The sequence below is a fragment of the Bifidobacterium longum subsp. infantis ATCC 15697 = JCM 1222 = DSM 20088 genome (genome assembly GCF_000269965.1).
Classification (GTDB): Bacteria; Actinomycetota; Actinomycetes; order Actinomycetales; family Bifidobacteriaceae; genus Bifidobacterium; species Bifidobacterium infantis.
Window position 1 is genome coordinate 995,215 of record NC_017219.1, and the last position, 23,772, is coordinate 1,018,986.

Below are 23,772 nucleotides of genomic sequence, written 5' to 3' on the forward strand. Positions count from 1 at the left end.
ATGGTGCGCGCCAATCATGAAGCCCTGCACTTATGAAAGAGACCCGTCAACGACGGGTCTCTTTCATATCAATCGAGGATGAGCTGCGTCAGCTGATGACACGCATGCGAATGGTGCCCTCGATGCTGCGCAGTGCTTCAAGCGTGGCGGCGCTGGGCTTCTGAGCCACGTCGGTGACCACATAGCCAAGTTCGCCTTCGGTGGCCAGCGACTGGAAGGAAACGTTGATGTTCTCCTCGCCGAGCACACGATTGACATGAGCCAGCACACCAGGAAGATTGTCGTGCAGATGGGCGATACGGCACACACCCTCGCACTCACCGAGGTTGATCTGCGGTAGGTTCACGGACAAGGAGGTAGAACCCCTGAACCAGTAATCCTCAAGACGCTGAGAGACGAAATGGCCGATGGATTCCTGAGCTTCCAAGGTGGAGCCGCCAATATGAGGAGTCAGAATCATATTGTCTTCATTGGCCAGTGAGGTCTCGAACGGATCTCCGCTCTTCTTCGGTTCAACGGGGAACACGTCGACCGCCGCGCCAGACAGATGGCCGGAATCGAGGTGCTGCTTCAGAGCTCCCAGATCGGCGACGAAACCGCGCGAAAGGTTAATGAAAATCGCGTCCTGCTTCATGTGGGCGAATTGGTCTTCGCCGAAGAAGCCGGTGTTCGACTTGCGGCCATCCACGTGCAGGGTCACGGCATCGGACTGCTCCAGCAGTTCGTTGAGGGTGTCGCAACGGTGGGCGTTGCCCAGTGCCAGTTTCTCCTCAATGTCGTAGAACACCACGCGCATGCCGAGGGCCTCGGCCAGTACCGACAGCTGGGAGCCGATGTTGCCGTAGCCTATGATGCCGAGGGTCTTGCCGCGCACTTCATGCGAGCCGGAAGCGGACTTGTCCCACAGGCCATGCTTGATGTGATGCGTGTGTGCGGGAATGCGGCGCATCAAGCAGATGATGTCGCAAATCACCAATTCCACCACGGAACGGGTGTTGGAGTAGGGAGCGTTGAACACGGCGATGCCACGCTTGCCGGCGTACTCCAGGTCGACCTGATTGGTGCCGATGCAGAAGCAGCCGATGGCGCTGAGCGTAGGACGCGCATCCAGCACGCGGGCTGTGACGTTGGTCTTGGACCGCACGCCCACCAGGTCCACGCCATCCAGCGCGTCGATGAGCTCGTCCTCGCTCAAGGCGCCCTTCATGGTCTCGACTTCGAAACCGTGGTCACGCAACGACTTGGCCGCGTCGGGGTGAATGTTTTCCAATAACAGTGCTTTGGGCATGCTTCATACCTTAGATGTTCAGGGACTTCTCGTCTGTTTTTGTCCGAACTATAACCAGTTTCTGGGTCGGCCTGGTCATTGCCACGTACAGGTCCGAAGCGGCGACCGGGCGGCTCGGCGCGTCATCCCCGATGAGACCGGGCTCGACCACCACGACGGCATCGAACTCCAGACCCTTGACCGTTTCGGTGCCGCAGACGCTGATTTGCTCATCCCATTCGGGCTGCTCGATGAGCCTTGCGTATTCGGCCGGGTCAAGAATGGCGGCCAGTTTGCGGCGCACGGCGTCGCGCACCGGGGCGATGAGATCATCCGGACAGATGACGGCGATGCGGCCGGTGCCGTCTGCCGAAACGAATTGTTCGGCAAGCTGCGCCGCCTGCTCGGCCGTCGTTTCCAGCAAGGACGACATGTCGGGCACCACGTTGCGGGACACCGAATCGGGGATGGTGCGCACCGCATTGACCGTGGAGATATAGAGGCCTTCCTTCTCGGCGAATCGTGAGGCAAGTTCGGAAACTTCCTGCGGATTGCGGTAGTTGATGGTCAACTCGTTCAGATCCCAGTGGCTTTCTCCGAACAGGCGGTTCATCGATTTGCTCCAGCGTCGGGTGCCACCCAGCGCCGAAGTCTGCGCCACATCGCCCACGATGGTGAACGAGCGGGAGGGGCAACGGCGGATCAACATACGCCAGTCCATGGCGGTCAGTTCCTGCGCTTCATCGACCACGATGTGCCCGTAGGTCCATTCACGGTCGGCCGCGGCCCGCTGCGCGGTCAGCTCAGCGTCGTCCCCGTTCATCTGGTCGAGCAGCATCTGACTGGAGACGATGCCTCCACCCAGACCGGTCGCGGCCAGCGTGTCTTTGGCATACTGCTCTTCGGCGGCACGACGTGCGTCGGCGGCGGACTGGCGGGCCACCGTCTTGGGATCGGGGCCCAGCATATCCATCGCTTCGTCGAGCAGCGGAATATCGGAACGGGTCAGCGGGGAGCCCTTGGGGCGGGCAAGTGCCGCGATGTCGTTGTCGGTCAGCCAACCAGCCAGAGACTTCAGACGTTCGGGATGGGCGAACAGCTGATCGATGAGCCATGGGGCGGTCATCGGCAGCCAGCACAGGTTCAGGGTCTTGCGCACCTGCTCGTTCATACGCAGCAGCGACATCGCGCGGTTCAGCTCCGCCTGATCCGGCGTGTAATCAAGCTGTTCGGCATAACGGTTCTGCATGCTGGTCAGCATCGAACGGATAAAGGTCTCGCGGGCCTTGTTATGAGGTTGCCGGGTGCGCTTCGCGTCCGCCTGCGCCTGTTCGATATCAGTGGCCAGCATCGGTACCTGAATGCCGCTAATGGTTACTGTCGGCAGAGCAGCGGGAACACGCACGCGTGCGGCGATGGCATTGGCCACTACGGAGGTCATGCGTCGGTCGCCTTTGAGCTTGGCTGCATAAGGGGAGTCGACCGCCGTGGCGGTGATGCCGGGAATCAGATCGCTGATGGTGCGTGAGACCACGCCGGTCTCGCCCAAGGAGGGCAGCACCTGATCAATGTAGTGCAGGAACGCCGAGCTAGGGCCAACCACCAGCACGCCGGAACGTTCCAGCGTGCGCCGGTGCGTGTACAGCAGGTAGGCGGCGCGATGGAGCGCCACTGCCGTCTTGCCGGTGCCGGGGCCGCCCTGCACCACCACGGCGCGATTCATGTCGGAGCGGATGATGCGGTCCTGCTCGGCCTGAATGGTGGCCACGATATCGGTCATCTTGCCGGTGCGGCGTGAGCTCAACGAAGCCAGCAGCGCACCCTCGCCGGTCAATGTGCCGGCGGAAGACGCCTGGCCGACCTGGTCTGAATGCACGTCGAGCACCTCATCCTCAACGCCCACGACTTCGCGGAAACTCAAGGTGATATGCCTGCGCATCACGATGTCGCCGTGATTGGAGGGGGTCGCCTCATAGAAAGGACGTGCGGCTTCGGCACGCCAGTCGGTCAGAATCGGCTCATGGTCCGGGCTCGACAGGCCGATGCGGCCGATGTAATGACGGTCGCCGTTCTTGGCATCGAGGCGGCCAAACACCAGCCGATCCTCAACGCTGCGCAATTGCGTGAGGCGGTTTTCGTACATTGTGGCAAAGGAGTCTCGTTCGCTGCGTTGCGTGGGGGATCCGTGGGAGCCGGCGGCGCGTACGGTGTCCAGGCGTTGCCACATTTCGGCTCGCAGATCGTCCAATCGTCCATAGGCGCGATCGACGGCCTGCTGCTCCTCATGCAGCTGGGAGGCGTAACTCGACATGCTGTTCTCTTCGTTCCATTTCCGTGGGGCAGAAAAACTTAAGGCATTCAAATTTACCGCACACCCCCTACGTCAGTGATGCGGACAACCCGGAATAGGTGAATTCAGCGTGAATTCACCATGCTGCTTGGTCGGTGGAGTGCACAACGTGGATTGGATGTGCGGAGCGTCCATTCGTGCGACAGTCGTGGCCGACACGCGCAATCCATCGGTAATCGCCCTAAAAGGGTGAGCAAATCGTGCAGGAGTGGGGAGAAATGGGGAATCGTGGGGTAGAGTGGTGAACCAGTTGGCCGAAGTGTATCCCACGTAACGATGAAGGAGGTGGAGCCATGGTTGCCGATCAGCCGATTCGCGACGCTGATGCCAACGCACAAGGCTCCACCACTATGGCCGATCTCATGGCTGGTCTGCCGCCATTGCTTCTCGGCACATATACGCCGAAGATCGATGCCAAGGGCCGTATGGCGCTTCCGGCCAAATTCCGCTCCCAGCTGGGGCAGGGTCTGGTCATGGCCCGAGGCCAGGAACGGTGCGTGTACCTGCTGCCGTTCGATGAATTTCGACGCATCGCCTCGCAGATTCAGCGTGTGTCGGTGGGAAACAAAGCCGCCCGCGAATACCTGCGTGTGTTCCTTTCCGGTGCCGTCGACCAGCAGCCGGACAAGCAGGGCCGCGTACTGGTGCCGCAGATGCTGCGTGATTACGCCAATCTGGGTTCCGACGTCGTGGTGATCGGCGTTGGCACCCGTGCCGAACTGTGGAATAAGGACACGTGGGAGTCCTACCTCGCCGAGAAGGAAGAGGGATATTCCGACATTGCTGACGATGTGTTGCCGGAGGTGGAATTCTGATGGTTGATGTGGCGAATATTCATCTGCCGGTATTGCTTGACGATTGCGTGAACCTGATGGCGCCTGCCCTGGAACATGAGAACGCCGTTGCAGTGGATTGCACTTTGGGCCTTGCCGGCCATTCCATCGCCTTCCTCAAAACCGCGCCTCAGGCTCGGCTCATCGGCATTGACCGTGACAGCGAAGCGCTGGGGCTGGCCGCCGAACGCATGGAACGGGAGGGGCTCGCCGATCGATTCATCCCAGTGCATGCCGCCTTCGATCAGCTTGATCAGGTGTTGACGGACCGAGGCATAGAACGTGTGGACGCCGTATTCATGGATCTGGGATTATCCAGCCTGCAGATCGACGAAACCGATCGTGGCTTCTCCTATTCGCATGATGCGCCGCTGGATATGCGCATGGACGTCAGCCAGCCGTTGACGGCCGAACGGATTCTTGCCACCTATGATGCGGCGGAACTGGTCCGCATATTCAAGGAATACGGTGAAGAGCGTTTCTCGCGTCAGATCGCCCGCGCCATCGTGGCGCATCGAGACAAGGAGCCGTTTACCACCACCGCACAGCTCAACCGTCTGGTCGATGAAGTGGTGCCGCAAGCCCACCGCCCGGCGGGCAATCCCGCCAAACGCGTCTTCCAGGCGTTGCGCATTGAAGTCAACGGCGAATTAGACAAGCTCGCCTCCACATTGCCGCAAGCCGCGAACCGACTGCATGTCGGGGGACGACTGGTGGTGGAGTCCTATCATTCGCTCGAAGACAAAACCGTCAAATCGTTCATGGCACAAGGGCTGCGAGTGGATGTTCCGGCTGGCCTGCCCGTCATACCGCCGGATGCCCAACCGTTTTTCACGGATCTCACGCGAGGTGCCATCAAGGCCGACGAACATGAAATCGCAGCCAACCCGAGATCGGCTTCGGTGCGGTTGCGGGCGGTGGAAGTCAGCCGTGATATTCCGTCACGATGGAGGAAACGCTTTACGCAAACCGCGCAGGGCCTGAATGACATCAATATACAAGGCTCCGCGTCTCCGGGCAGGGCCAAAAACACAGCACGAATTCGTACAAGGAGGGGATAACAGCATATGGCAACCGCACGTAACATTCGATCGAACGCGGCTCCGGCCTCGAACCGGCCGCACACCAAGCATCAGTCCTCCTCCCGACCTGAGCTGCGGGTGGTCTCCAACCCGCGTGGAGACGAGCGGGGCAATGTCGTCGGACGGGTCATCGAATGGACCAGAACAAGAAGCGCACCGCTGGTGCACGTGGCCATCGCAGTGATCTTCCTCGTCGGCACCTTGTTCGGCGCGCTGATGCTGCGTACCCAGATGGTGCAGAACTCGTTTGAGGCGGCACAGATCGAAACCAATATCAACAGACTTACCCAAGATATCGAAGACGATCAGGCCAAACTCGATCAATTAGTCGCGAACCTGCCCGACAAGGCCAGCGACATGGGCATGGTCCCGCAGCAGGGATCAGTGTCCATCGACTTAAGCGGATACCAGTCCAACAAAGGCGGAACCCAGTGAACACCATTCGTCGCATCGTAGAGTTCGCCAAGGTCAAGACCTTCGCGTTCAAATGCATTGCCATCGGCGCCGCATTGGCGTTGGTGGCGTCGGCATGCGTGATTCAGCTGGCCTCCATCCAGCTCATCGGTGGCCGTCAAACCGCACAAGCGGCCACGGCTAACCGCACCCTGACCGTGACGTTGAGCGCCAAGCGTGGGCGTATCCTCGACGCCAACGGCTCCGTGCTCGCTCAAAGCGTGGAGCGTTATACTATCGTCGCCAATCCGGAGGCTGCACAGGAGTTCGAGCCGATTACCTGCAATGACAACACCCGTGATTACTGCCACGAAATTGACGGCAAACCCGTGGGCGCTACCGGAGCGTCGGCCGTGGGCCGACTGCTGGCCAAAGTCTTGGATATGAACGCCATGGAACTGGGAGCTGATCTGTCCGGTACCGGGCAGTATGTGATTCTGAAGAAAGACGTGACCCCACAGGTCAAGCGCAGCATCGAGGCGTTGCACCTGGGCGGTATTGTCTGGGGTGAGCTGAGCAGTGAACGACTGTATGCGGATGGCGATCTCATGGGCGCGCTGCTTGGCGGCGTGAACGACAACGGCGATGGCGTCGCCGGCATCGAGCAGGTCGAGAACAAGACGCTTACCGGAACCGATGGCCATGAAACCTACCAGCGTGGTAATGGCGGCGAAGAGATTCCCGGCACCATGACCGAATCGGTGGCGGCCAAAAATGGCGACGATGTCACCCTGACCATTGACCGTGATGTGCAATGGTATGTCAAAAAGGCCTTGAAGGAGGCCGAGTCCAAGTATGGTGCAGCGTGGGCGATCGCCGTGGTGCAGGATGTCCAGAGCGGGGAGATTCTCGCACTGGCCGATAGCGATGAAGTACAGGCTGGTACCGATGCGGCGAAGATGAGCCCGTCTCGGGCCGTGTCCGAAACCTTCGAGCCTGGTTCGGTGGGCAAGGTCATCTCCATGTCCGGCTATCTGCAGACGGGACTGCATAAGATGAGCGATCAATTGTCGGTCCCGGACCACATCACACAGAAGGGCCAGACCTACAAGGACTCATTCGACCACGGCACTGAGCGCTGGACGCTCGCCGGCATTCTGCAGAACTCATCGAACGTCGGCATGATTATGGCCGGGGAGAACTATCCGGATGAGCAACGCTACGAGTACCTGACCAAATTCGGTATCGGACAACCGACCGGACTGAACCTGCCCGGTGAATCGAGCGGTCTGCTCACCAGCCCTTCGGCATGGGATCTGCGTACGCGCAACACCATCCTGTTTGGTCAGGGCTACACCGTCAACGCCCTGCAGCTCAACAACGTGGTGGCCACCATCGCGAACAAGGGTGTCAAGCAGCAGCAGTCGATCATCAGATCAACCACCGATGCCAATGGCAAGACCACTGAGACCAAGAAGGGCGAAGCCACCCGCGTGGTGGATGAAAAGGTCGCATCGGACATGATGAATGCGATGGAATCAGTGGCGGAGAGCTACAACAAGTTCGTCAAGGTCGATGGTTACCGCATGGCCGCCAAGTCCGGTACCGCAGAGGTGCAGGGTTCGGATGGCGCGCTCTCGTCCATTATCTCCGATTATTCCGTGGTGATTCCCGCGGACAACCCGCGCTATGCGGTCACCGTGGTAATGAAGGATCCGAATGGTGTGTTCGGCGGTCTGACGGCCGGCCCTGTTTCCGCACAGATTTGTGAGTTCCTTATGCAGAAATACGAGGTGCCTGTCTCCAGTCCACGAAAAAATGCTATTCCAGTCACGTGGTAAGGATCAGGGGAGAAAGGCGATAGCCCATGAGTGCAGTGAGCGAATCCATCGCCCAGCGGGTGACCTTGGGAATGCTGGTCGAACGGTACGGTTTTGAAGTCGATCCACCCTTCGCCACCAATGTCACCATTACCTCACTCAGCGATGCCGTGGATACCGTTATTCCCGGCTCGCTGTTCATCTGCACGCATGAGCAGGAACCCGATGTACTGCATGCCGCACAGGCAGGTGCCTATGCGGCGTTGCTGCCACGCGCGTCCAAAGGGCAGATCGCCAATGCCGATATACCGTTGCTCTACGGCGATTGCGACGATCGCGTACTCGGCGATCTGGCCAGCGGCCTGGCCGGCGGACCATCCAACGCCATGGCGGTGTTCGCGGTGACCGGTGCGGATGAGCAGGCCGTCGACGCAGGCGTGTCCCAGCTCTCCGAATTCCTGCACATGCTGGGCAATCCGGTGGCGGTAATCACCGCATCCGGGTCCACGTCGATGACACGTACCATGAACCTGAACTATCCTCTGGGCATCCTCGATATGCAGCGCGCGCTGTCCGTGTGCGCCGAAGACGGTGTGGCGGCCGTGATCATCGCCATGGATGACCGCACATTGGCCGAGCATGCGTTGGAATCGGTGAACGTGGATGTGCTGGGCACGGAAGATGTCAACGCAAGCGCAAGCTTGGACGAATTGAAGACACGCTACGCATTCGTTGCGGAACATGACATGTCCATGACCTCGTCGACACCCGAATCGGATGAAATGGCTGCGGATTCACCGGCCATGTACGACCGCGTCCGACTCGGGCACATGTCCTTGGCCATCGCCATGGTACTGGCCGCCGGCGTGAGGAAAAACAACATACGCAGTGCCCTGCATGTGGCCAATAATCTCAATTAAGTCCGTGGATGCGGGACGAAGCGTAATCGTAAAGGAGTTTGAAACACCATGGTTCCGATGAGCGTGGAGGAGATCGCCAAGGCCGTCGATGGTCGATTGATCGGCGACGCCGATTCCGAGTCTCGATCTACCAATACGGTCAGTGACTCGCGGCAGGCCGGCCCCGGATCGGTGTTTGTGGCCATCCGAGGCGAGCATGTCGATGGGCATGACTTTGTGGCGAAAACCGCTGGACAAGGAGCCACGGTGGCCATCGTCGACCATGAGGTGGAGTCCGATGGCCTGCCGCAGATCGTAGTGAAAGACACGGTCGACGCCCTTGGCGAGCTCGCCCGACACAACATCGTTCGCCGCCGCGAGCTGGACGGCGACTTCGACATCATCGGATTGACCGGTTCGGTGGGCAAGACCACCACCAAGGATCTGCTCTCCTCCCTGCTTGCCACCGTAGGCCCGACCGTGGCTCCGGTGGGATCGTTCAACAATGAGATCGGCCTGCCGCTCACTGCGTTGCGGGTCGATGAGCACACCCGGTTCTTCGTGGCTGAGATGGGTGCCAGCCATATCGGCGAAATCGCGCGACTGACCCGTATCGCACCGCCGAACACGGCAATCGTATTGAAGGTCGGCGTCGCTCACCTTGGAGAATTCGGCTCCCGCGAACGCATCGCACAGGCGAAAAGCGAAATCGTGCAGGGGCTGCTTCCCGGAGGCACCGCGGTACTGAACGCCGATGACGAACACGTGGTTCCCATGGCCGGCTTGGCCAGCGGCGATGTGCTGTGGTTCGGCTTGGGATCGTCGCAGGAGCCCGAGGTGCGGGCCATTGATGTCACTGCCGACCGGTCCGATCATGCTGAATTCACGTTGGTCGATGCGGACGGCAACCATACGCCGGTGCATCTGGGCATTCCTGGACGTCACAACGTGATGAACGCGTTGGCCGCCGCAACCGTGGCGATGCGTTACGGTATGGCACCCGAAACGGTGGCGCGGATTCTGGCCTCGCAGCACACCATCAGCCCTCATCGCATGGCATTGTCCACGGTGAATCGCGAGGGGACTTCCTTCACACTGATCGATGATTCCTTTAATGCCAATCCCGACTCCATGAAAGCCGGCCTGAACGGGTTGAAGGCTTGGAACTCAAATGACGGCAAGGATCCGTTCCGCGTGGCGCTGCTGGGTGCCATGCTGGAACTCGGCGCCGATGAGACGGCATTGCACACCTCTATCGGCACGTATGCGGCCGAATTGGGCATCGACGCGATCATCGCGGTCGGTTCCGCCCAAGACCAACATCTCGATGCACTGGCACAGGCTCTGGCGGACGGTGCCCGTCAGAGCCCATCCGCGTCGGTGGATTGCGTACACGACATCGATGCGGCCGAACAGCTGGTCATCGACTTGGCGCGCAACCATCCCGACGCTGTGGTACTGCTCAAGGGATCGCACGCGTCAGGCCTGAGCGCTTTGGCTGAACGCTGGGCAAAGAACTGACCTGATAACCATCCCAAGAAACCGACAAGAAAGAGAAGCTGCACGTGATTGCTCTGATCATTGGAATGCTGGTGTCGCTCATCGTCACCCTGGTCGGCACCCCGCTGCTGATTCGGCTGGTCCACAAGCTGCACTATGGCCAGTACATCCGCCAGGATGGGCCGCAGTCGCATCTGGTCAAGCGCGGCACCCCCACGTTGGGCGGCGTGGTCATCAACTTCGCGATTCTGCTCGGTTGGGCATCCTCCGCACTGTACCGATACCTGCGTTCGGACGATGTGCCCTCCTGGTCCGCGGTGCTCGTACTGTTCGCCATGCTGTCGATGGGTCTGCTGGGCTTTATCGACGACTTCGCCAAGGTGCGTAAGAAGCAGAACGAAGGCCTATCGGTGACCGGCAAGTTCATCGGCCAGTTCATCTTCGCCACCATATACGCGGTGCTGGCGCTGCTGATTCCCACCAAATCGGGTTTCCCCAGTGCGCAGGCGGGCATCAGCTTCATCGAACGGCCGTTCTTCAACTTCGACTTCGCCGGTCGAACCGTGGCCATCATCCTGTTCGTCATCTGGGTGAACTTCCTGATGACCGCATGGACCAACGCAGTGAATCTGACGGATGGGCTTGACGGTCTGGCGGCAGGTTCGTCGATGATCGCCTTCACCGGTTTTGGCATCATCGCATTCTGGGAAAGCTACCACATCAAGGGCGGCAGCCATGGCGGATATTCCTATGCCGTGTCCGATCCTCTCGATCTGACCGTCATCGCCGTATGCGCGGCCGTCGCCTGCTTCGGCTTCTTGTGGTACAACTCGAACCCCGCATCGATTTTCATGGGTGATACCGGTTCCCTGGCCTTGGGTGGTCTGTTCGCAGCCCTGTCCATCGCCACGCACACCGAATTCCTGGCGGTGGTTCTGGGTGGACTGTACGTCATGGAAGCCATGAGCGACGTCATCCAGGTCGGGTACTTCAAGATGACCCACAAACGTGTATTCAAAATGGCACCGATCCACCATCATTTCGAACTGAAGGGTTGGACCGAAACCAAGGTGGTGGTGCGGTTCTGGATGATCGAACTCATCTTCGTGCTGCTCGCCCTGACGATTTTCTACGGCGACTGGGTCACCCGCTCCGGCCTGCTGTTCAGCTAGCGGAAATCTGGGTGGATTATGCTCACCCACGGAATTCCTATATCAGGAGGAACAATGCAAGTAGCGGATAAGACAGTGGTGATCGCCGGACTGGGGGTATCCGGCACCTCGTTGGCGGAGGTATTGAGGGAACGCGGCGCCCACGTGATTGGCGTCGACGAGAGGAAGCCCGAGGCTGATCTCCGCTCCTTTGATGACGTGGACTGGGACCATGTGGACTACGTCATGTCGTCCCCGGTGTTCAACCCCCGCACCCCGTTCGTGCTGGAAGCCCAACGCCGTGGCATCCCCGTGATGAGCGAGGTGGAATTCGCATGGCAGCTGCGTGTGAATAACGAGCGCACCGGTACTCCGGCTCCATGGATCGGCATCACCGGCACCAACGGCAAAACCTCCACCACCGAGATGACCTCGGAAATGCTCACCGCCTGCGGACTCGACGCGCCGACCGCCGGCAATATCGCCTCCGGAGACATGAGCATGAGCCTGTCTCGTTGCGCCACCAATCCTCAGCACGACGTGCTGTGCGTGGAACTGAGCTCCTTCCAATTGCACTTCACCGATTCGCTGGCACTTGACTGCGCGGCGATCACCAATATCGCCGACGATCACCTCGACTGGCATGGCGGGCGCGAGAATTACGCCGCCGACAAATCCAAGGTGTTCCACAACGCCAAACACGCCATCGTCTACAATGCGCAGGACGCCAAAGTCAGCGAACTGGCGGCCGAGGCCCAAACCGCTGAAGGATGCCGCAAGGTGGGATTCACGCTCGAGGCCCCCCAGGCCGGTCAGATCGGCATTGAAGATGGCTGGATTGTGGACAGGAGCGGCGTGGCCGGCGGCGCAGTGGGGGAGCCGGTCAGACTGGCCGCCATCACCGATTTCACGCATCTGGCAGAGCCGGACGGCTCACTGTACCCGCATCTGGTGGCCGATGCATTGACGGCATTGGCGTTGGTGCTGGGACTTGGCGCTGATCGCGATACCGCGCTGAAGGCGCTTACCTCGTTCAAGCCGGGCGGCCATCGCATCGAAACCGTGGCTGAGGCCGTAGTCGAGGGCGGCTCTGTTCGTTTCGTGGACGATTCCAAAGCCACCAACGGCCATGCGGCACGCGCCTCGCTGTCCAGCTTCCCGGCCAAGTCTGTGATCTGGATTGCCGGAGGTCTGGCCAAGGGCAGTCGATTCGAGGACCTGGTCAAGGACCAGGCACATACCATCAAAGCGGCCGTCATCATCGGCAAAGACCAGCAGCCGATGATCGAAGCGTTTGCCAGCCAAGCTCCGGACATCCCGGTGACCATCATCGATCCCGAAGACAACGATACCGTCATGGATCGTGCCGTCGAAGCCTGCGGCACGTATGCCGCCGCCGGCGACATTGTGCTTATGGCTCCGGCCTGCGCCTCCATGGACCAGTTCAAGTCCTATGCGGATCGAGGCAATCGATTCGCCGCCGCAGCCAAGACGTGGAGCGAGGTGCATGGCCTCCACTGATATCCATAAGCGTAAGGCATACAGAGCCCCTGACAAGCCCGCACTCGAAATCACCGACTACACGGGTTGGCGAAGCTTGCTCAACCCGCTATGGTGCTACCACGGATTCCGCATGGCCGTGGTGGGGCTGACATGCTTCGGCCTGATCATGGTGTTCTCCAGCTCCACGGTCACCATGGCCGCACTGGGCAAGTCGCCGTTCCTTCAGCTTCTGAACCAGGGCGCGTTTTGCCTGATCGGCTTGGTGCTGGGCTTCGTGGCATTGACGATGCCGGTGACGTTCTGGAAACGGACCGGCGTGTTCTTTGTGGTGGGTGCCTGTCTGTTGCAGGCGCTGACCTTTACTCCGCTGGGTCTCGACGTCTACGGCAACAAAGGTTGGCTGAACCTCGGCTTCACCACTATCCAGCCGGCCGAATTCATGAAGTTCGCGATATGCATATGGCTGCCCTCGTCGTTGCATGCCTGCAGCAAGATGTACCACAAGAAGGGAATCAAAGCATATGCCGCGCCGTTGGTGTTGTATGCGATAGGCGTGGCGCTGGTGATGGGCGGCAAGGACCTCGGCACGGCCATGATTCTGGTCTTCATCGGAGGCGTGGCCTTCCTGATCGTCGGATTCCCCAGTAAATGGATGGGAGTCGGCGTATTGGGCGCGGTGGTTATGGTCGGTGCATTGGCGGTTTCCAGCCCGAACCGCATGCGTCGTATTCTGGCCACATATGGCGATTGCTCGGCCGCTGACGCGCAGAGCGTATGCTACCAGTCCATTCACGCCAAGTACGCCATCGCCTCCGGAGGCTTTCTGGGATTGGGCATCGGCAATTCGCGAGAGAAATGGAACTACCTGCCGGCCGCCCATAACGATTTCATCTTCGCGATCATCGGCGAGGAGACCGGATTCGTTGGTTGCGCCATCGTATTGCTGTTCTTCGCGATTCTCGCCTGGTGCATGATCGTCATCGCATTGCAGGTCACCGATCGTTATGTTGCCATGGTGCTGATGTGCGTCACCATTTGGATTGTGGGCCAGGCCATGGTCAACATCGGCGTGGTCGTGGGTGTGTTCCCGGTATTGGGCGTGCCTATGCCGTTCGTCTCCGCAGGTGGCTCATCGATGATCATGTGCTTGACGGCGGCCGGACTGGTTGTGGGACTTATGCGCTCTCAACCGCAGATAAAACAGTCGCGTCAGAGCGCGTAAGTAGACTCGGTAATCATGGATCAAGGCACACCACATATCGTTCTTGCTGGCGGCGGTACCGCCGGACATGTCAATCCGCTGCTCGCGGTCGCCGGGGCGATTCGCGACATCGAACCCACGGCACAGGTCACCGTCATCGGCACTGCGGTGGGTTTGGAGAAGGACTTGGTGCCTGAGGCCGGCTACGAGCTCGACACCATCGAAAAAGTGCCGTTCCCGCGTCGCCCTGACCTGTACATGCTGCGCTTCCCGGCAAAATGGAAGCGAGAAACCGCCAAGGTGCGCTCCATTCTTGAAACGCGGCATGCGGATGTCGTGGCCGGATTCGGCGGGTATGCTTCCGCCCCCGTCTACGCCACCGCACATAAGATGGGCATTCCGATTGCCATCCATGAGCAGAATGCGCGTGCCGGCATGGCCAATAAACTGGGCGCTCGTTGGGCCGATTTCATCGGTACCGTGTACGAGGGCACCGGTCTCAAACCGCGTGCCGGAGCCGACGTCGAGCGCGTCGGTCTGCCGTTGCGCCCGGCCATCGCCTCCCTGACCAAACGCATTGGTGACGACCGTGCCGCCGTACGCCGTGAATCGGCCGCGCAGCTTGGCGTCGATCCGAACCGTCCGCTGGTGCTGGTCACTGGCGGATCGCTGGGAGCGCAAAGCCTGAACCGCGCCATCGCCTCCTCCGCCGCAGACCTGTTGGCCCACGCACAAATCATCCACTTGACCGGGCGAGGCAAAATCAGCGAAGTACGCGAACTGGTCACGGCCTCGGCCGGCGCGGACGTGCTTACCGGCATCGGCCCCGAATCGGCCGGACAAGGTGACTACCATACCGCCGAATATCTGGAACGAATCGATATGGCCTTCGCCTGTGCCGACTTGGTGATTTGCCGCGCCGGAGCCGGATCGGTATCCGAGCTGGCTGCACTGGGTCTGCCAGCCATCTACGTGCCGCTGCCCATCGGCAACGGCGAACAGCGTTTCAACGCCGAACCGGTGGTGAACGCCGGCGGCGGCCTGCTGGTCGCAGACAAGGACCTGACCCCGCAGTGGGTGCATGAGCATGTGCCCGATCTGCTCGCCGATCACGAACGACTTGCCGAATTCGGCCGCAAGGCATGGGAATACGGCATCAGAAACGCTGCCGAAATCATGGCCCGGCACGTTCTGCAATTAGCCGAACCATCCAAATAGTATTCAGATATCATCCCGTGCGCGATACGGGCCAATCCCGTCCCGCAACACGAGATACGGTCATAATATAGGGTGCTGGAATCCCCAAAGGAGTTTTGAATTGTCTCAAGATCAGCCCATCGTGCTTGACCCCACGTATGCCTCATTCGATGCTGCGGCCCGCCCCGCGGATCTCGGCGCCACCCATTTCATCGGTATCGGCGGTGCCGGTATGAGCGTTCTGGCCGAAATGCTGCACGCCGAAGGAGTCTCGGTGGACGGCTCCGATCGCTCACACAGCGCCAAAACCGACCGACTTGAAACGCTGGGCATCACCGTTGAATTCGGGCAGCGAGCCGAAAATGTCGCCCAGGCCGAGACCGTGGTCTACTCCAGCGCCATCAAACCGGACAATCCGGAAATCGTCGCAGCGCACGCGGCGGGCAAGCGCATTGTGCATCGCAGTGACATCCTCGCCCTGCTCATGAACGGCAAACGAGCCGTCACCGTGGCCGGAGCGCACGGCAAAACCACCACCAGCTCCATGCTGTCCCACATTCTGGTGAACGCCGGTGCCGATCCAAGCTACGCCATTGGCGGCTTTATCCAAGGCCCGGACGGCACCACGCTGGACGGCGGACACGCGGGCAAAGGCGATATCCTGGTGGCCGAAGCCGATGAATCGGACGGCAGCTTCGCCAAATATCATCCGACCATCGCCATTATCACCAACTGTGAAGCCGATCATCTCGACCATTACGGCGACGAAGCCCACTACCGTGCCGCGTTCGTTGCCCACGCCGGCCGGGCCACCGGTCACGTGATCATCAGCATCGACGACCCTGACGGACTTGCCGTGCTGGAGGCCATGCCCGCCGACGTGAAATCCCATACCGTTGCCTACGGCACTACCGCGCGTGAATCCCTGCCCGATTTGGGCGGTGCCGCGTATGTCTGGATCGCTTCGGAAAGTGAGACCGCAGGCAGCGGCGTCGAACAGCTCACCCTGCATCTGCCGGCCGCGGTGACGGCGGGGGAGCCGGTGTCTCAGAGCGTTGCCCTGAAGGTTCCTGGCGTGCACAATGCGCGCAATGCGGCCGCCGCCATCAGCGCTGCCGTGCTGCTGGGCGTGAGCCCCGCAGACGCGGCCAAGGCGGCCGGCACATTCCTCGGTGCGGCACGCCGTTTCCAGGTGCGCGGCACGGTCAAGCAGGTCACTGTAGTGGACGATTACGCCCACCATCCCACCGAAATCGCGGCCCTGCTGGATGCGGCCCGACGCCGGTACCCCGATTCGACCATTCGTGTGATCTTCCAGCCACACCTGTTCTCCCGCACCAAGTTCTTCGCGCACCAGTTCGCCGAATCCTTGGCCAAAGCCGATGACGTCATTATCACCGGCATCTTCCCGGCCCGTGAAAAGCAGGCTGATTTCCCGGACATCAGCCCCTCCACCATCGTGGACGCGGCTGCGGGACTCAAGGATGCTTCCGCAGGCACGTGGATTCAGCCGGTCGAGGATATGTGCCTGGCCGCCAAGATGATGGCCATGCGCGCCCACCACGGCGACGTGATCTTCACCGTGGGCGCGGGCGACATCACCGACATGGATCAGGTGCTGCTCACCGCACTTGAGGCCCATCGGGAAAGCTGCGAGTGATGTCCGGGCGCACGGTCAGATCCGGGGGCAATGACAACGGCTCACGTCGTTCGTCCGGAAGTCCCCGCAAGCCGCGCACCATCGGTTCACGCGGAAACACGGGTCACTCGTCGAAGTCTCGCGCTCCCCGGTCCGTGTCTTCCGGGCATGAGATCGACGAGCCGGAGATCATTGACGATGTGACGGTAGCCAAGGGCCAGGCCGGTGCCTTCGTCGATGCACGACGGTTGCGCAGCGAGGATTACGTTGCCGAAACGCTGCACCAGACCACCGGCTCCCTAGGAGTCGTATCACGCCCGAAAGTGGTGAATTTCACCGAACGCGCCAAAGAACGCAAGCGTGCGAACGTACGTGTCGTTGCGTTACGCGTGTTGATTGCTGTCGTCAGCGTGGCTGTAGTGACGGGGCTAACGTGGCTGCTGCTCTTCTCGTCGGTGTTTCGTCTGGAAACCAGCGAGATCGGCGTATCCGGTGCCAACGAATGGGTGAGCGCGCAGACCATCCATGCCATCGCCGATAAGCAGGCTGGAAAGTCGTTGTTCCTGGTCTCCACCCATGAGGTCACAGAGCAACTCAAGTCCATTCCCGGCGTCAGCGAGGCCAAGGTCTCCAAACAGTTCCCCAAGTCGATGAGCGTGGAAGTCAAGGCGCAACGGCCTGCGGCCATGCTGAAAAGAGGCGATACCCTGACCGCGGTGGATTCCCAGGCGCGTGTGTTGAACTCGGTGAAGAACGCCAACGTGGATGGCATTCCGGTGATTGAGGTCAAGGATATAGACGCCAGTCTCAAGAACCGTTCGGTGAAGGAGGCGCTGACGATTCTGGGCGCATTGCCGGAATCGATGCGTAAGTCCATTACCAAGGTCACCGCTGAGACGCAGGATTCGGTGACCACCACGCTTAACGACGGTGACCGCGTAATCATTTGGGGTGACTCCTCGCAACTGAAGCTGAAGCTGGCGGAAGTCGAGGAAATCGACAAGAACATCACCGCTGGCACGGCTGGCTTTGCCGGCAAACATCAGATTGATGTTTCCGCATCCCAGAAGCCCATCATCAAATGACGGCGATTCCGTTGGCTTCGTTGGTTCCGGGGCGGCGTTCGCTCCGTTGGTCCTGCTGACAACGTTGGTCCCGTCAATGCCGGGGCGATGTTCGCTGCCGGCGATTTGCGCGAGTAGCGCCATAGGGTGTATGCTGAAAAGTCCGGCCGAAAAGCCGGAAGTTTGATAACTCAAGATTGGGGGCGATCGGTTTCGACGGTGACCTGTTCGCTGCAGGGAAGCGTGCCGAGAACGCCGGGTCCGCTCGTGGATGACCCCGGCAAAAGAATAAGTGCTAAATCTAACCGCACTGAGTTTGCTCTCGCTGCCTGATTTTAGTCAGGATTAACCAGTGAGCAGCCGCTCCGTTCACTCCTCCTCGTCTTTGGGAGGATGCTGAGCGTCGTTTAGAAGACTTGCTGATGCAGTTGAGCCTCAGGGCTGCATCGGGACTTTAACTGCGGATATGCTCGCCATCAGTTGTCTGCGACATCGATGGGGGCAGAAAAATCGCCAACTTGGCCAGCAGACTACGCACGTAGAAGACTGTGGGCTCGGTCATCGGACCGGGGTTCAATTCCCCGCGCCTCCACTAACTGCCTGCTGGTGTTGATACAATTTCGCGCCAGCAGGTTTTGTTTTTGAGTTTTGCTCCAAAATTTGCTCGTTTGCTCCAAAATAGGGGTTACGTGAAATTGTTGTGTTGAGCTGGGTAAATAGAAAGCCAGCAACCGAAATGATCGGTGCTGGCTTTTGGATGTTGAGCTTTGCTGCTATTGCTCTGGTGGGCTGGTTCCGTCTTTCCAGATCACGGTCGCTTTGCCATTTGGTGTTATCTCGATGTGTTGGCACAGGGCGTGGAAGGTGGCGGGTGATGTGAACTGATTTTTGTTCCGTATTTCCTCTCACTTGATAGGAGATGATGGAATCATGGCAAAGGGCACTCGATATACGCCGGAGTTCAAGGCGAAGGCGGTCAGGCTGCTGGCGGAATCGCGTTCCTCGTATTCGTCGGAGACGAACGCGATTCCGCGGTGGCGAAGGATCCGGGGATAGCGCCGGAATCGCTGCGGCGTTGGCGCAACCAGTCGGACGCGACGGTCGCGGAGGAGACGAGGCAGTCGGCCGAGGACGCGATGGCGGAGCTGAGGAGGCTGCGGGCCGAGAACGCGGAATTGCGTCGGGCGAACGAGATTTTGACGACGGCGTCGGCTTTTTTCGCGGCCGGGCTCGACCCGACACGGCGTTGATGGCCGCGTACATCGACGAGCATGAAAGCCGTTTCAAGGTCGGGCCGATCCGCGGGGTCCTTTCCGAATCGTTGGACTGCGGGTTTCTCACGCCGCGCGGCTACCGCATGTTCAGAACACGTCCCGTCAGCCGCATGCGGGCGGGACATGGGGCGCCGGCCCGCGACATCCTCCAGATCCACTCGGATTTCTTCATGGCCGTGTACGGTTACGGGAAGATGCACGCGCAGCTGGTCGCCCAGGGCCGGGATCCGGCCAAGGTCGGCCGCGACCAGGTGATGAACATCATGCGCGAGCTTGGCATCCGGGGCGTGCGCCATGGCCGTGAACACGCAGGAGCTGCCGTTGCGGGCGTTGGAGCAGGCGGTCTCATGGGCCGCGTCCCGCGGCGGCGCGGATGGTCTTATCCACCACGGCGGCCATGGCGCGCAGTGCACCGGCACGGTGTGCACCACCAGGGTTATGGGATATGGGATGCTGCCGTCGACCGGCACCGTCGGCGACTCGTGTGACAACGCCATGGCCGAAAGCGCCGACGGCGCGTACAGGACCGAGCTGGTATGGCGGCGCAAGCCCTTCGCGGATCTGAAGGACCTGGAATTGGCGACGTTCCGGTGGGTCTCGTGGCGGGGACTCGAAGCGCCTGCACCGGTCCCTGGGCTACAGGACACCCGAAGCGGTGGAAACCGAGTATTATCAACATCAAGCGGCACAAGCCGCCTCACTATAAGGGCGGAACAAAAATCAGGCCACTTCACGCCGCAACAGCACTCGAGAAAGGTCACACTTGACTGACTATGCAGTTGACGTACGCGACGTAAGCGTCGTCATTAAGGGGAAGACGATTCTTTCCCACCTCGACCTCCAGGTGGAAGAAGGTTCGTTCCACGGGATCATCGGTCCAAACGGGGCGGGCAAGACGACGCTCTTTAACGCGATCCAAGGGTTTCGAAAGCCGACGGAAGGAACGATCCGAGTCCTCGGCCAGTCGCCCTATCCGCGCAATCTAGCCCTGCTGTCCCAGATCGGGATCCAGCCCCAGCAGTCGGCGTTCTTCCCGAAGACGACACTCCGCGAGCACCTTCGCGCGGTCTGTGCGATCCAGGGCGCAGAGCACTCCACGATCGACACGCTCATCGAGGCCCTCAACCTCGCGAAGGCGGCTGACACCAAAGTGGAGAAACTCTCCGGGGGCGAGCGCCAGCGACTCGCCGTCGCCACCGCGATTGTGCACCGGCCGAAAGTCCTCTTCCTCGACGAGCCGACGGCAGGTCTCGATCCCGAAGCCAGGTACTCGTTGGTCTCCCTGCTCCAGTCGACCAATCTTCTGGAGATGACCACCCTTTATACGACGCACTACCTCGACGAAGCTGAGCGGCTATGTGACACGGTGTCGATCGTCGAACAGGGCAAGATTCTCACGACGTCGAGCCCGAGCCGCCTCGTCGCCGAGGCCGATCTCGGCTCGACGGTCATTCTCCCCAATGCTCTCCACCAGGCGGATGCGGTGGCGACGCTTCTTGGCCCGGACGCGGTGCGGGTCACCAAAGACGGGCTCGAGGTTCGGTCTCACGACACGGCCGCTCTGTTCGCGCGCCTCGCTGAAGGCGGGATCGATACACGGCACGCCCAAGTCCACGATGGGCGCCTCGAGGACGTCTATCTCCAGCTCACCGGAAGGGATTACGTAGCATGACCAGATACCGCGCATTAACCAATGTCCTTCTTCGCTACGACCTACGCGACTGGGCGACCCTTATCTTTACGTTCCTCTTCCCGGCGGGCCTACTCGTTGCGCTCGTGTTGACGATGGGTGACAGTATCGAAGGAATGGACCTCACCGGGCCGATCAGCGCGAATGTCATGGCCTTCGGCGCGGCCTTCGTGGGAATCTTCGCGGGCGCCACCCACCTTGCGCTGTGGCGCGAAAACGGAATGTTCGTCGTCCTACGGAGCTTCCCCATCTCCTCAAACACGGTCATTGCCGCACAGGCGACGGCGGGCATGATCTTCCTGATAACGCAGGCCCTTGCCCTCTTCGGCATCGCGATGGCACTCGGCATGACTCCGGAGGCGACCGCGCCGATTGCACTCCTGCCCTTGATCCTGGGCTTCCTGCTTTTCTTCATGCTTGGGGTACTCGTCGGAATCATTCTGCCGTCGATGGCCGGCGTCTCCATGGCAGCGGTCGCCATCATCATCCCCTTGGGAATGATCGGTGGAGCCATGATGCCGATTGAGATGCTTCCGAGCTGGGCGCAGACGGCTGCACCGTACACTCCGATCTACCACATGCGCGAGGCCGTGACGATGCCGCTCATTGGCGAGGGGACGTGGGGTGACGTTGGAATTGGGCTCGGCTATCTGGTCGCTGTGACCGCGATACTCACGTTGATGGCGCAGCGAGCGATGAAGTGGAAGTAGAGCTGTGCCTCCCGGATTCAATTTGTAAGCGCAACGCTTGTGTTCGGGCTGGCTGCCTTCGATTGTAGCCTGGCGATCTCCTCGTCCCACACCTCATTGGGCGTTTTGTAGCCGAGGAGCTTCATCGGGGTGTCGTTGATCTCCCCGACGATCGCGTCGAGCTCGTCCTGCGTGAGATCCTCGAAACTGGTTCCCTTGGGCAGATAGCGGCGGATCCTGCCGTTCCTGTTCTCGTTGCTGCCACGCTGCCAGGAACCGTACGGGTCGGCGAAGTACGTGAGCATGCCCAGCGCCTCGTCCACCAGCACGTGCAGGGACGCCTCCGTGCCGTTGTCCCACGTGCGGTCGACGCGCGCGGCCGGCGGCATGCCCTTGAAGATCTCGTACTCGGCCCTGGCCGTGGCGGACGCGCTCTTGTCGTCGACGAGCCGGGCGAACAGCCTGCGGCTCCTGCGCTCCACCTGCGTGTTCACGCAGCGCCTCGACGGCGCGGCGCCGACCACCGGGTCCGACTCGAAATGGCCGAACCCCTTCCTGGATCCGACCGCCTCGGGCCGGTCCGCGACTGGATATGAGTAAAGCCCCTGAGATGTATGTCCCAGAGGCTTTCACACTAATCCTGATACGGAGTATGCCACGGGGTGGATTCACCCTACTCCCGCTTGTGTTTTGTTTTTTCAGGCGGCTTGGATGGTGAGGCGTCCGCCGAGGGCGTGGATTACCTTGGCGATGGTTTGGAAGCTGGGGTTGCCGTCCTTGCTGAGGCTCTTGTAGAGGCTTTCGCGCCCCACGCCCGCGTCCTTGGCGATTTGGGTCATGCCCCGGGCCTTGGCGACGTTGCCGAGCGCGGCCTGCATGAGTGCGGGGTCGTCGTATTCGGCTATGGCGTTGAGGTAGGCGATGATGTCCTGTTCGTTTTCGAGGTATTCGCTGGTGTCGTAGTCGGTGAATTCGGTGCTCATTGTCGTTGTTCCTTGCAGTCGTTGAGGATGTCGTGGGCTTGTCTGATGTCGGTCTGCTGGGTGCTTTTGTCGCCGCCTGCGAGCTTGCAGGCATCGAGCCGGGCTTGGATGGCGGCCTTCGCTTTGTGGTCCCTGAGTTTCTTGAACCACTTGCGGTATTCGGCGGATTGCTTGATTTCTATACCTCTATTGTAGCCTACAGACTACATCATGTCAAGCCGGACGGCCGCTGGAGCCCATAGCCAACGCAAGAATCTCCCGTATGTTGAACTCCCAGTAGCCGTCATCGACGGGTCTCGAGCTGGGGAGTTTGCCCTGGTTGAGCCAGTTGCTGATCCGCTTGCGGCTGACCTCGTACCCGTAGTTTCCCTTGAGCCATTGGCTTATGCCTGCCGGGGTTTTGGTCAGGTGGGTTGATTCGGCCTCGGCTTGGCTTTGCTCGCGCAGCTCGGCCACGTTGACGGGGTTGCCGCACCTGCACAGGCGCAGCGCCTCGCCCTTCGCGGCCATCACTTCGCGTCCGCATTCGGGGCATACGCCGATTATCCGGCGCGTGCGCGGCCTGCGGTCAACCTTGGCAGAGCGTCCACGGTGCCTCGACCTGCTGGTTGCCGCAGTATTGGCATGGTTCGGTGGTGGTGACTGCACACGTTGTACTGTAGGGAACCATGAAAGTCGTATTGCAACGAGTATCCGAAGCGTCCGTGGACGTGGTCAATGAATTGGGCACGCTGGATCCCACGTTCGAGCCGCAGCAGATTGGCCCGGGATTCATGATTCTGGTGGGCGTCACCGATGAGGACGGCGACAAGCAGATCGCCTGGCTGGCCCATAAGATCCTGAATCTCAGGGTGTTCGAGGATGCGCAGGGCAAGATGAACCGTTCGATTCAGGACATCGGCGGCGAGATTCTCTCCATCTCGCAGTTCACGCTGTTTGCCGACGTGCACAAGGGCAATCGCCCGAGCTTCATCAAGGCCGGCAAGCCCGAGCATGCCGATCTCATGTGGATCAAGTTCAACGAGGCGTTGCGCTCCGGGGGAGTACCGGTGAAGGAAGGTCGTTTCGGCGCGCATATGCGGGTCGGGCTGGTCAATGACGGGCCGGTGACCATCGTCATCGACACCGAGCATGACATGCCTGACGGAACACGCTGAATTGCGATAATGATTTGACATCATATCCCGTTCCCTCCAACATGTTACTAAAGCGCTTTAGTCTCCTGCGGGCGAGGGCG

At 60.4% G+C, this 23,772-nt stretch carries 20 protein-coding genes, 1 other RNA gene and 2 pseudogenes; 18 read left to right on the forward strand and 5 right to left on the reverse strand.

Annotated features, from left to right (window positions below):
• Nucleotides 1-88: 88 nt before the first annotated feature.
• Both serA and BLIJ_RS04310 read right to left on the reverse strand, forming a co-directional pair.
• Complete coding sequence (gene serA, locus BLIJ_RS04305) at nt 89-1,288, reverse strand: phosphoglycerate dehydrogenase (RefSeq protein WP_012577220.1); 1,200 nt, start codon at nt 1,286-1,288, stop codon at nt 89-91.
• A 10-nt stretch (nt 1,289-1,298) separates the two neighbouring features.
• Nucleotides 1,299-3,578 carry a HelD family protein gene (locus BLIJ_RS04310; protein WP_014484716.1) on the reverse strand — a complete coding sequence of 760 codons (2,280 nt, stop codon included), beginning with the start codon at nt 3,576-3,578 and terminating at the stop codon, nt 1,299-1,301.
• A gap of 332 nt (nt 3,579-3,910) precedes the next feature.
• Here BLIJ_RS04310 and mraZ point away from each other — a divergent pair, with 332 nt between their 5' ends.
• The 16 genes and pseudogenes from mraZ (at nt 3,911) to BLIJ_RS04385 (ending at nt 21,573) form a co-directional block, all read left to right on the forward strand.
• Nucleotides 3,911-4,432 carry a division/cell wall cluster transcriptional repressor MraZ gene (gene mraZ, locus BLIJ_RS04315; RefSeq protein WP_012577222.1) on the forward strand — a complete coding sequence of 174 codons (522 nt, stop codon included), beginning with the start codon at nt 3,911-3,913 and terminating at the stop codon, nt 4,430-4,432.
• Nucleotides 4,432-5,511: a 16S rRNA (cytosine(1402)-N(4))-methyltransferase RsmH gene (rsmH, locus tag BLIJ_RS04320; RefSeq protein ID WP_012577223.1), complete on the forward strand. Its 1,080-nt coding sequence runs from the start codon at nt 4,432-4,434 to the stop codon at nt 5,509-5,511. The genes mraZ and rsmH overlap by 1 nt, the downstream gene beginning before the upstream one ends.
• Before the next feature lie 6 nt (nt 5,512-5,517).
• Nucleotides 5,518-5,967 carry a cell division protein FtsL gene (gene ftsL, locus BLIJ_RS04325; protein WP_012577224.1) on the forward strand — a complete coding sequence of 150 codons (450 nt, stop codon included), beginning with the start codon at nt 5,518-5,520 and terminating at the stop codon, nt 5,965-5,967.
• Entirely contained in the window at nt 5,964-7,766 is a 1,803-nt protein-coding gene (locus BLIJ_RS04330; RefSeq protein ID WP_012577225.1) for a peptidoglycan D,D-transpeptidase FtsI family protein, read from the forward strand. The genes ftsL and BLIJ_RS04330 overlap by 4 nt, the downstream gene beginning before the upstream one ends.
• Before the next feature lie 26 nt (nt 7,767-7,792).
• Nucleotides 7,793-8,665, forward strand: a complete 873-nt coding sequence (locus BLIJ_RS04335; RefSeq protein WP_014484717.1) for a hypothetical protein — start codon at nt 7,793-7,795, stop codon at nt 8,663-8,665.
• Nucleotides 8,666-8,713: 48 nt separating this feature from the next.
• Nucleotides 8,714-10,165 (forward strand): UDP-N-acetylmuramoyl-tripeptide--D-alanyl-D-alanine ligase, encoded by a 1,452-nt coding sequence (locus BLIJ_RS04340; RefSeq protein WP_012577227.1) that lies wholly within the window; start codon nt 8,714-8,716, stop codon nt 10,163-10,165.
• Between the two features lie 44 nt (nt 10,166-10,209).
• A complete protein-coding gene (mraY, locus tag BLIJ_RS04345; RefSeq protein ID WP_014484718.1) occupies nt 10,210-11,316 on the forward strand; it encodes a phospho-N-acetylmuramoyl-pentapeptide-transferase in 1,107 nt (368 codons plus the stop codon).
• Between the two features lie 54 nt (nt 11,317-11,370).
• Complete coding sequence (murD, locus tag BLIJ_RS04350) at nt 11,371-12,816, forward strand: UDP-N-acetylmuramoyl-L-alanine--D-glutamate ligase (protein WP_012577229.1); 1,446 nt, start codon at nt 11,371-11,373, stop codon at nt 12,814-12,816.
• Nucleotides 12,803-14,020: a putative lipid II flippase FtsW gene (gene ftsW, locus BLIJ_RS04355; protein WP_012577230.1), complete on the forward strand. Its 1,218-nt coding sequence runs from the start codon at nt 12,803-12,805 to the stop codon at nt 14,018-14,020. Before murD ends, ftsW begins: the two co-directional genes overlap by 14 nt.
• Before the next feature lie 15 nt (nt 14,021-14,035).
• Nucleotides 14,036-15,217, forward strand: a complete 1,182-nt coding sequence (locus BLIJ_RS04360; RefSeq protein ID WP_012577231.1) for a UDP-N-acetylglucosamine--N-acetylmuramyl-(pentapeptide) pyrophosphoryl-undecaprenol N-acetylglucosamine transferase — start codon at nt 14,036-14,038, stop codon at nt 15,215-15,217.
• A gap of 100 nt (nt 15,218-15,317) precedes the next feature.
• On the forward strand, nt 15,318-16,856 hold the full coding sequence (gene murC / locus BLIJ_RS04365; RefSeq protein WP_012577232.1) for a UDP-N-acetylmuramate--L-alanine ligase: 1,539 nt from the start codon (nt 15,318-15,320) through the stop codon (nt 16,854-16,856).
• 134 nt (nt 16,857-16,990) lie between these two features.
• Nucleotides 16,991-17,920, forward strand: a complete 930-nt coding sequence (locus BLIJ_RS04370) for a cell division protein FtsQ/DivIB (RefSeq protein WP_014484721.1) — start codon at nt 16,991-16,993, stop codon at nt 17,918-17,920.
• A 178-nt stretch (nt 17,921-18,098) separates the two neighbouring features.
• Nucleotides 18,099-18,494: a transfer-messenger RNA gene (gene ssrA, locus BLIJ_RS13125) on the forward strand.
• Nucleotides 18,495-18,829: 335 nt separating this feature from the next.
• A pseudogene (locus BLIJ_RS13485) lies at nt 18,830-19,944 on the forward strand (transposase).
• The gene (locus BLIJ_RS04380; protein WP_012577235.1) at nt 19,937-20,845 is read left to right on the forward strand and encodes an ABC transporter ATP-binding protein; all 909 of its coding nucleotides are present in this window, start codon (nt 19,937-19,939) and stop codon (nt 20,843-20,845) included. Before BLIJ_RS13485 ends, BLIJ_RS04380 begins: the two are co-directional and overlap by 8 nt.
• Nucleotides 20,842-21,573: an ABC transporter permease gene (locus BLIJ_RS04385; RefSeq protein WP_012577236.1), complete on the forward strand. Its 732-nt coding sequence runs from the start codon at nt 20,842-20,844 to the stop codon at nt 21,571-21,573. Before BLIJ_RS04380 ends, BLIJ_RS04385 begins: the two co-directional genes overlap by 4 nt.
• A gap of 17 nt (nt 21,574-21,590) precedes the next feature.
• Here the strand turns inward: BLIJ_RS04385 and BLIJ_RS04390 are convergent.
• Nucleotides 21,591-22,142 (reverse strand): annotated as a pseudogene (locus BLIJ_RS04390) (IS30 family transposase); the annotation flags it as partial.
• Nucleotides 22,143-22,250: 108 nt separating this feature from the next.
• Nucleotides 22,251-22,535: an addiction module antidote protein gene (locus BLIJ_RS04395; protein WP_007057517.1), complete on the reverse strand. Its 285-nt coding sequence runs from the start codon at nt 22,533-22,535 to the stop codon at nt 22,251-22,253.
• A 38-nt stretch (nt 22,536-22,573) separates the two neighbouring features.
• Here BLIJ_RS04395 and BLIJ_RS14560 point away from each other — a divergent pair, with 38 nt between their 5' ends.
• Nucleotides 22,574-22,777: a hypothetical protein gene (locus BLIJ_RS14560; RefSeq protein WP_155392795.1), complete on the forward strand. Its 204-nt coding sequence runs from the start codon at nt 22,574-22,576 to the stop codon at nt 22,775-22,777.
• On the opposite strand, the gene BLIJ_RS04400 is transcribed toward BLIJ_RS14560, so the two are convergent.
• Nucleotides 22,749-23,045 carry a hypothetical protein gene (locus BLIJ_RS04400; protein ID WP_012577238.1) on the reverse strand — a complete coding sequence of 99 codons (297 nt, stop codon included), beginning with the start codon at nt 23,043-23,045 and terminating at the stop codon, nt 22,749-22,751. The two genes, BLIJ_RS14560 and BLIJ_RS04400, sit on opposite strands and share 29 nt — an antisense overlap.
• Before the next feature lie 158 nt (nt 23,046-23,203).
• On the opposite strand from BLIJ_RS04400, the gene dtd reads away from it, so the two are divergent.
• On the forward strand, nt 23,204-23,692 hold the full coding sequence (gene dtd / locus BLIJ_RS04405) for a D-aminoacyl-tRNA deacylase (RefSeq protein ID WP_008783436.1): 489 nt from the start codon (nt 23,204-23,206) through the stop codon (nt 23,690-23,692).
• The last annotated feature ends 80 nt before the right edge of the window (nt 23,693-23,772 follow it).

Bases quoted from the DNA above. Each gene is read 5' to 3' on its own strand.
- mraZ (WP_012577222.1), top strand. From the start codon at position 3,911: ATGGTTGCCGATCAGCCGATTCGCGACGCTGATGCCAACGCACAAGGC.
- BLIJ_RS04385 (WP_012577236.1), top strand. From the start codon at position 20,842: ATGACCAGATACCGCGCATTAACCAATGTCCTTCTTCGCTACGACCTA.
- dtd (WP_008783436.1), top strand. From the start codon at position 23,204: ATGAAAGTCGTATTGCAACGAGTATCCGAAGCGTCCGTGGACGTGGTC.
- rsmH (WP_012577223.1), top strand. From the start codon at position 4,432: ATGGTTGATGTGGCGAATATTCATCTGCCGGTATTGCTTGACGATTGC.
- BLIJ_RS04400 (WP_012577238.1), bottom strand. From the start codon at position 23,045: ATGGCCGCGAAGGGCGAGGCGCTGCGCCTGTGCAGGTGCGGCAACCCC.
- BLIJ_RS04340 (WP_012577227.1), top strand. From the start codon at position 8,714: ATGGTTCCGATGAGCGTGGAGGAGATCGCCAAGGCCGTCGATGGTCGA.
- ftsW (WP_012577230.1), top strand. From the start codon at position 12,803: ATGGCCTCCACTGATATCCATAAGCGTAAGGCATACAGAGCCCCTGAC.
- BLIJ_RS04360 (WP_012577231.1), top strand. From the start codon at position 14,036: ATGGATCAAGGCACACCACATATCGTTCTTGCTGGCGGCGGTACCGCC.
- BLIJ_RS04395 (WP_007057517.1), bottom strand. From the start codon at position 22,535: ATGAGCACCGAATTCACCGACTACGACACCAGCGAATACCTCGAAAAC.
- serA (WP_012577220.1), bottom strand. From the start codon at position 1,288: ATGCCCAAAGCACTGTTATTGGAAAACATTCACCCCGACGCGGCCAAG.
- murD (WP_012577229.1), top strand. From the start codon at position 11,371: ATGCAAGTAGCGGATAAGACAGTGGTGATCGCCGGACTGGGGGTATCC.
- ftsL (WP_012577224.1), top strand. From the start codon at position 5,518: ATGGCAACCGCACGTAACATTCGATCGAACGCGGCTCCGGCCTCGAAC.
- BLIJ_RS04310 (WP_014484716.1), bottom strand. From the start codon at position 3,578: ATGTCGAGTTACGCCTCCCAGCTGCATGAGGAGCAGCAGGCCGTCGAT.
- BLIJ_RS04335 (WP_014484717.1), top strand. From the start codon at position 7,793: ATGAGTGCAGTGAGCGAATCCATCGCCCAGCGGGTGACCTTGGGAATG.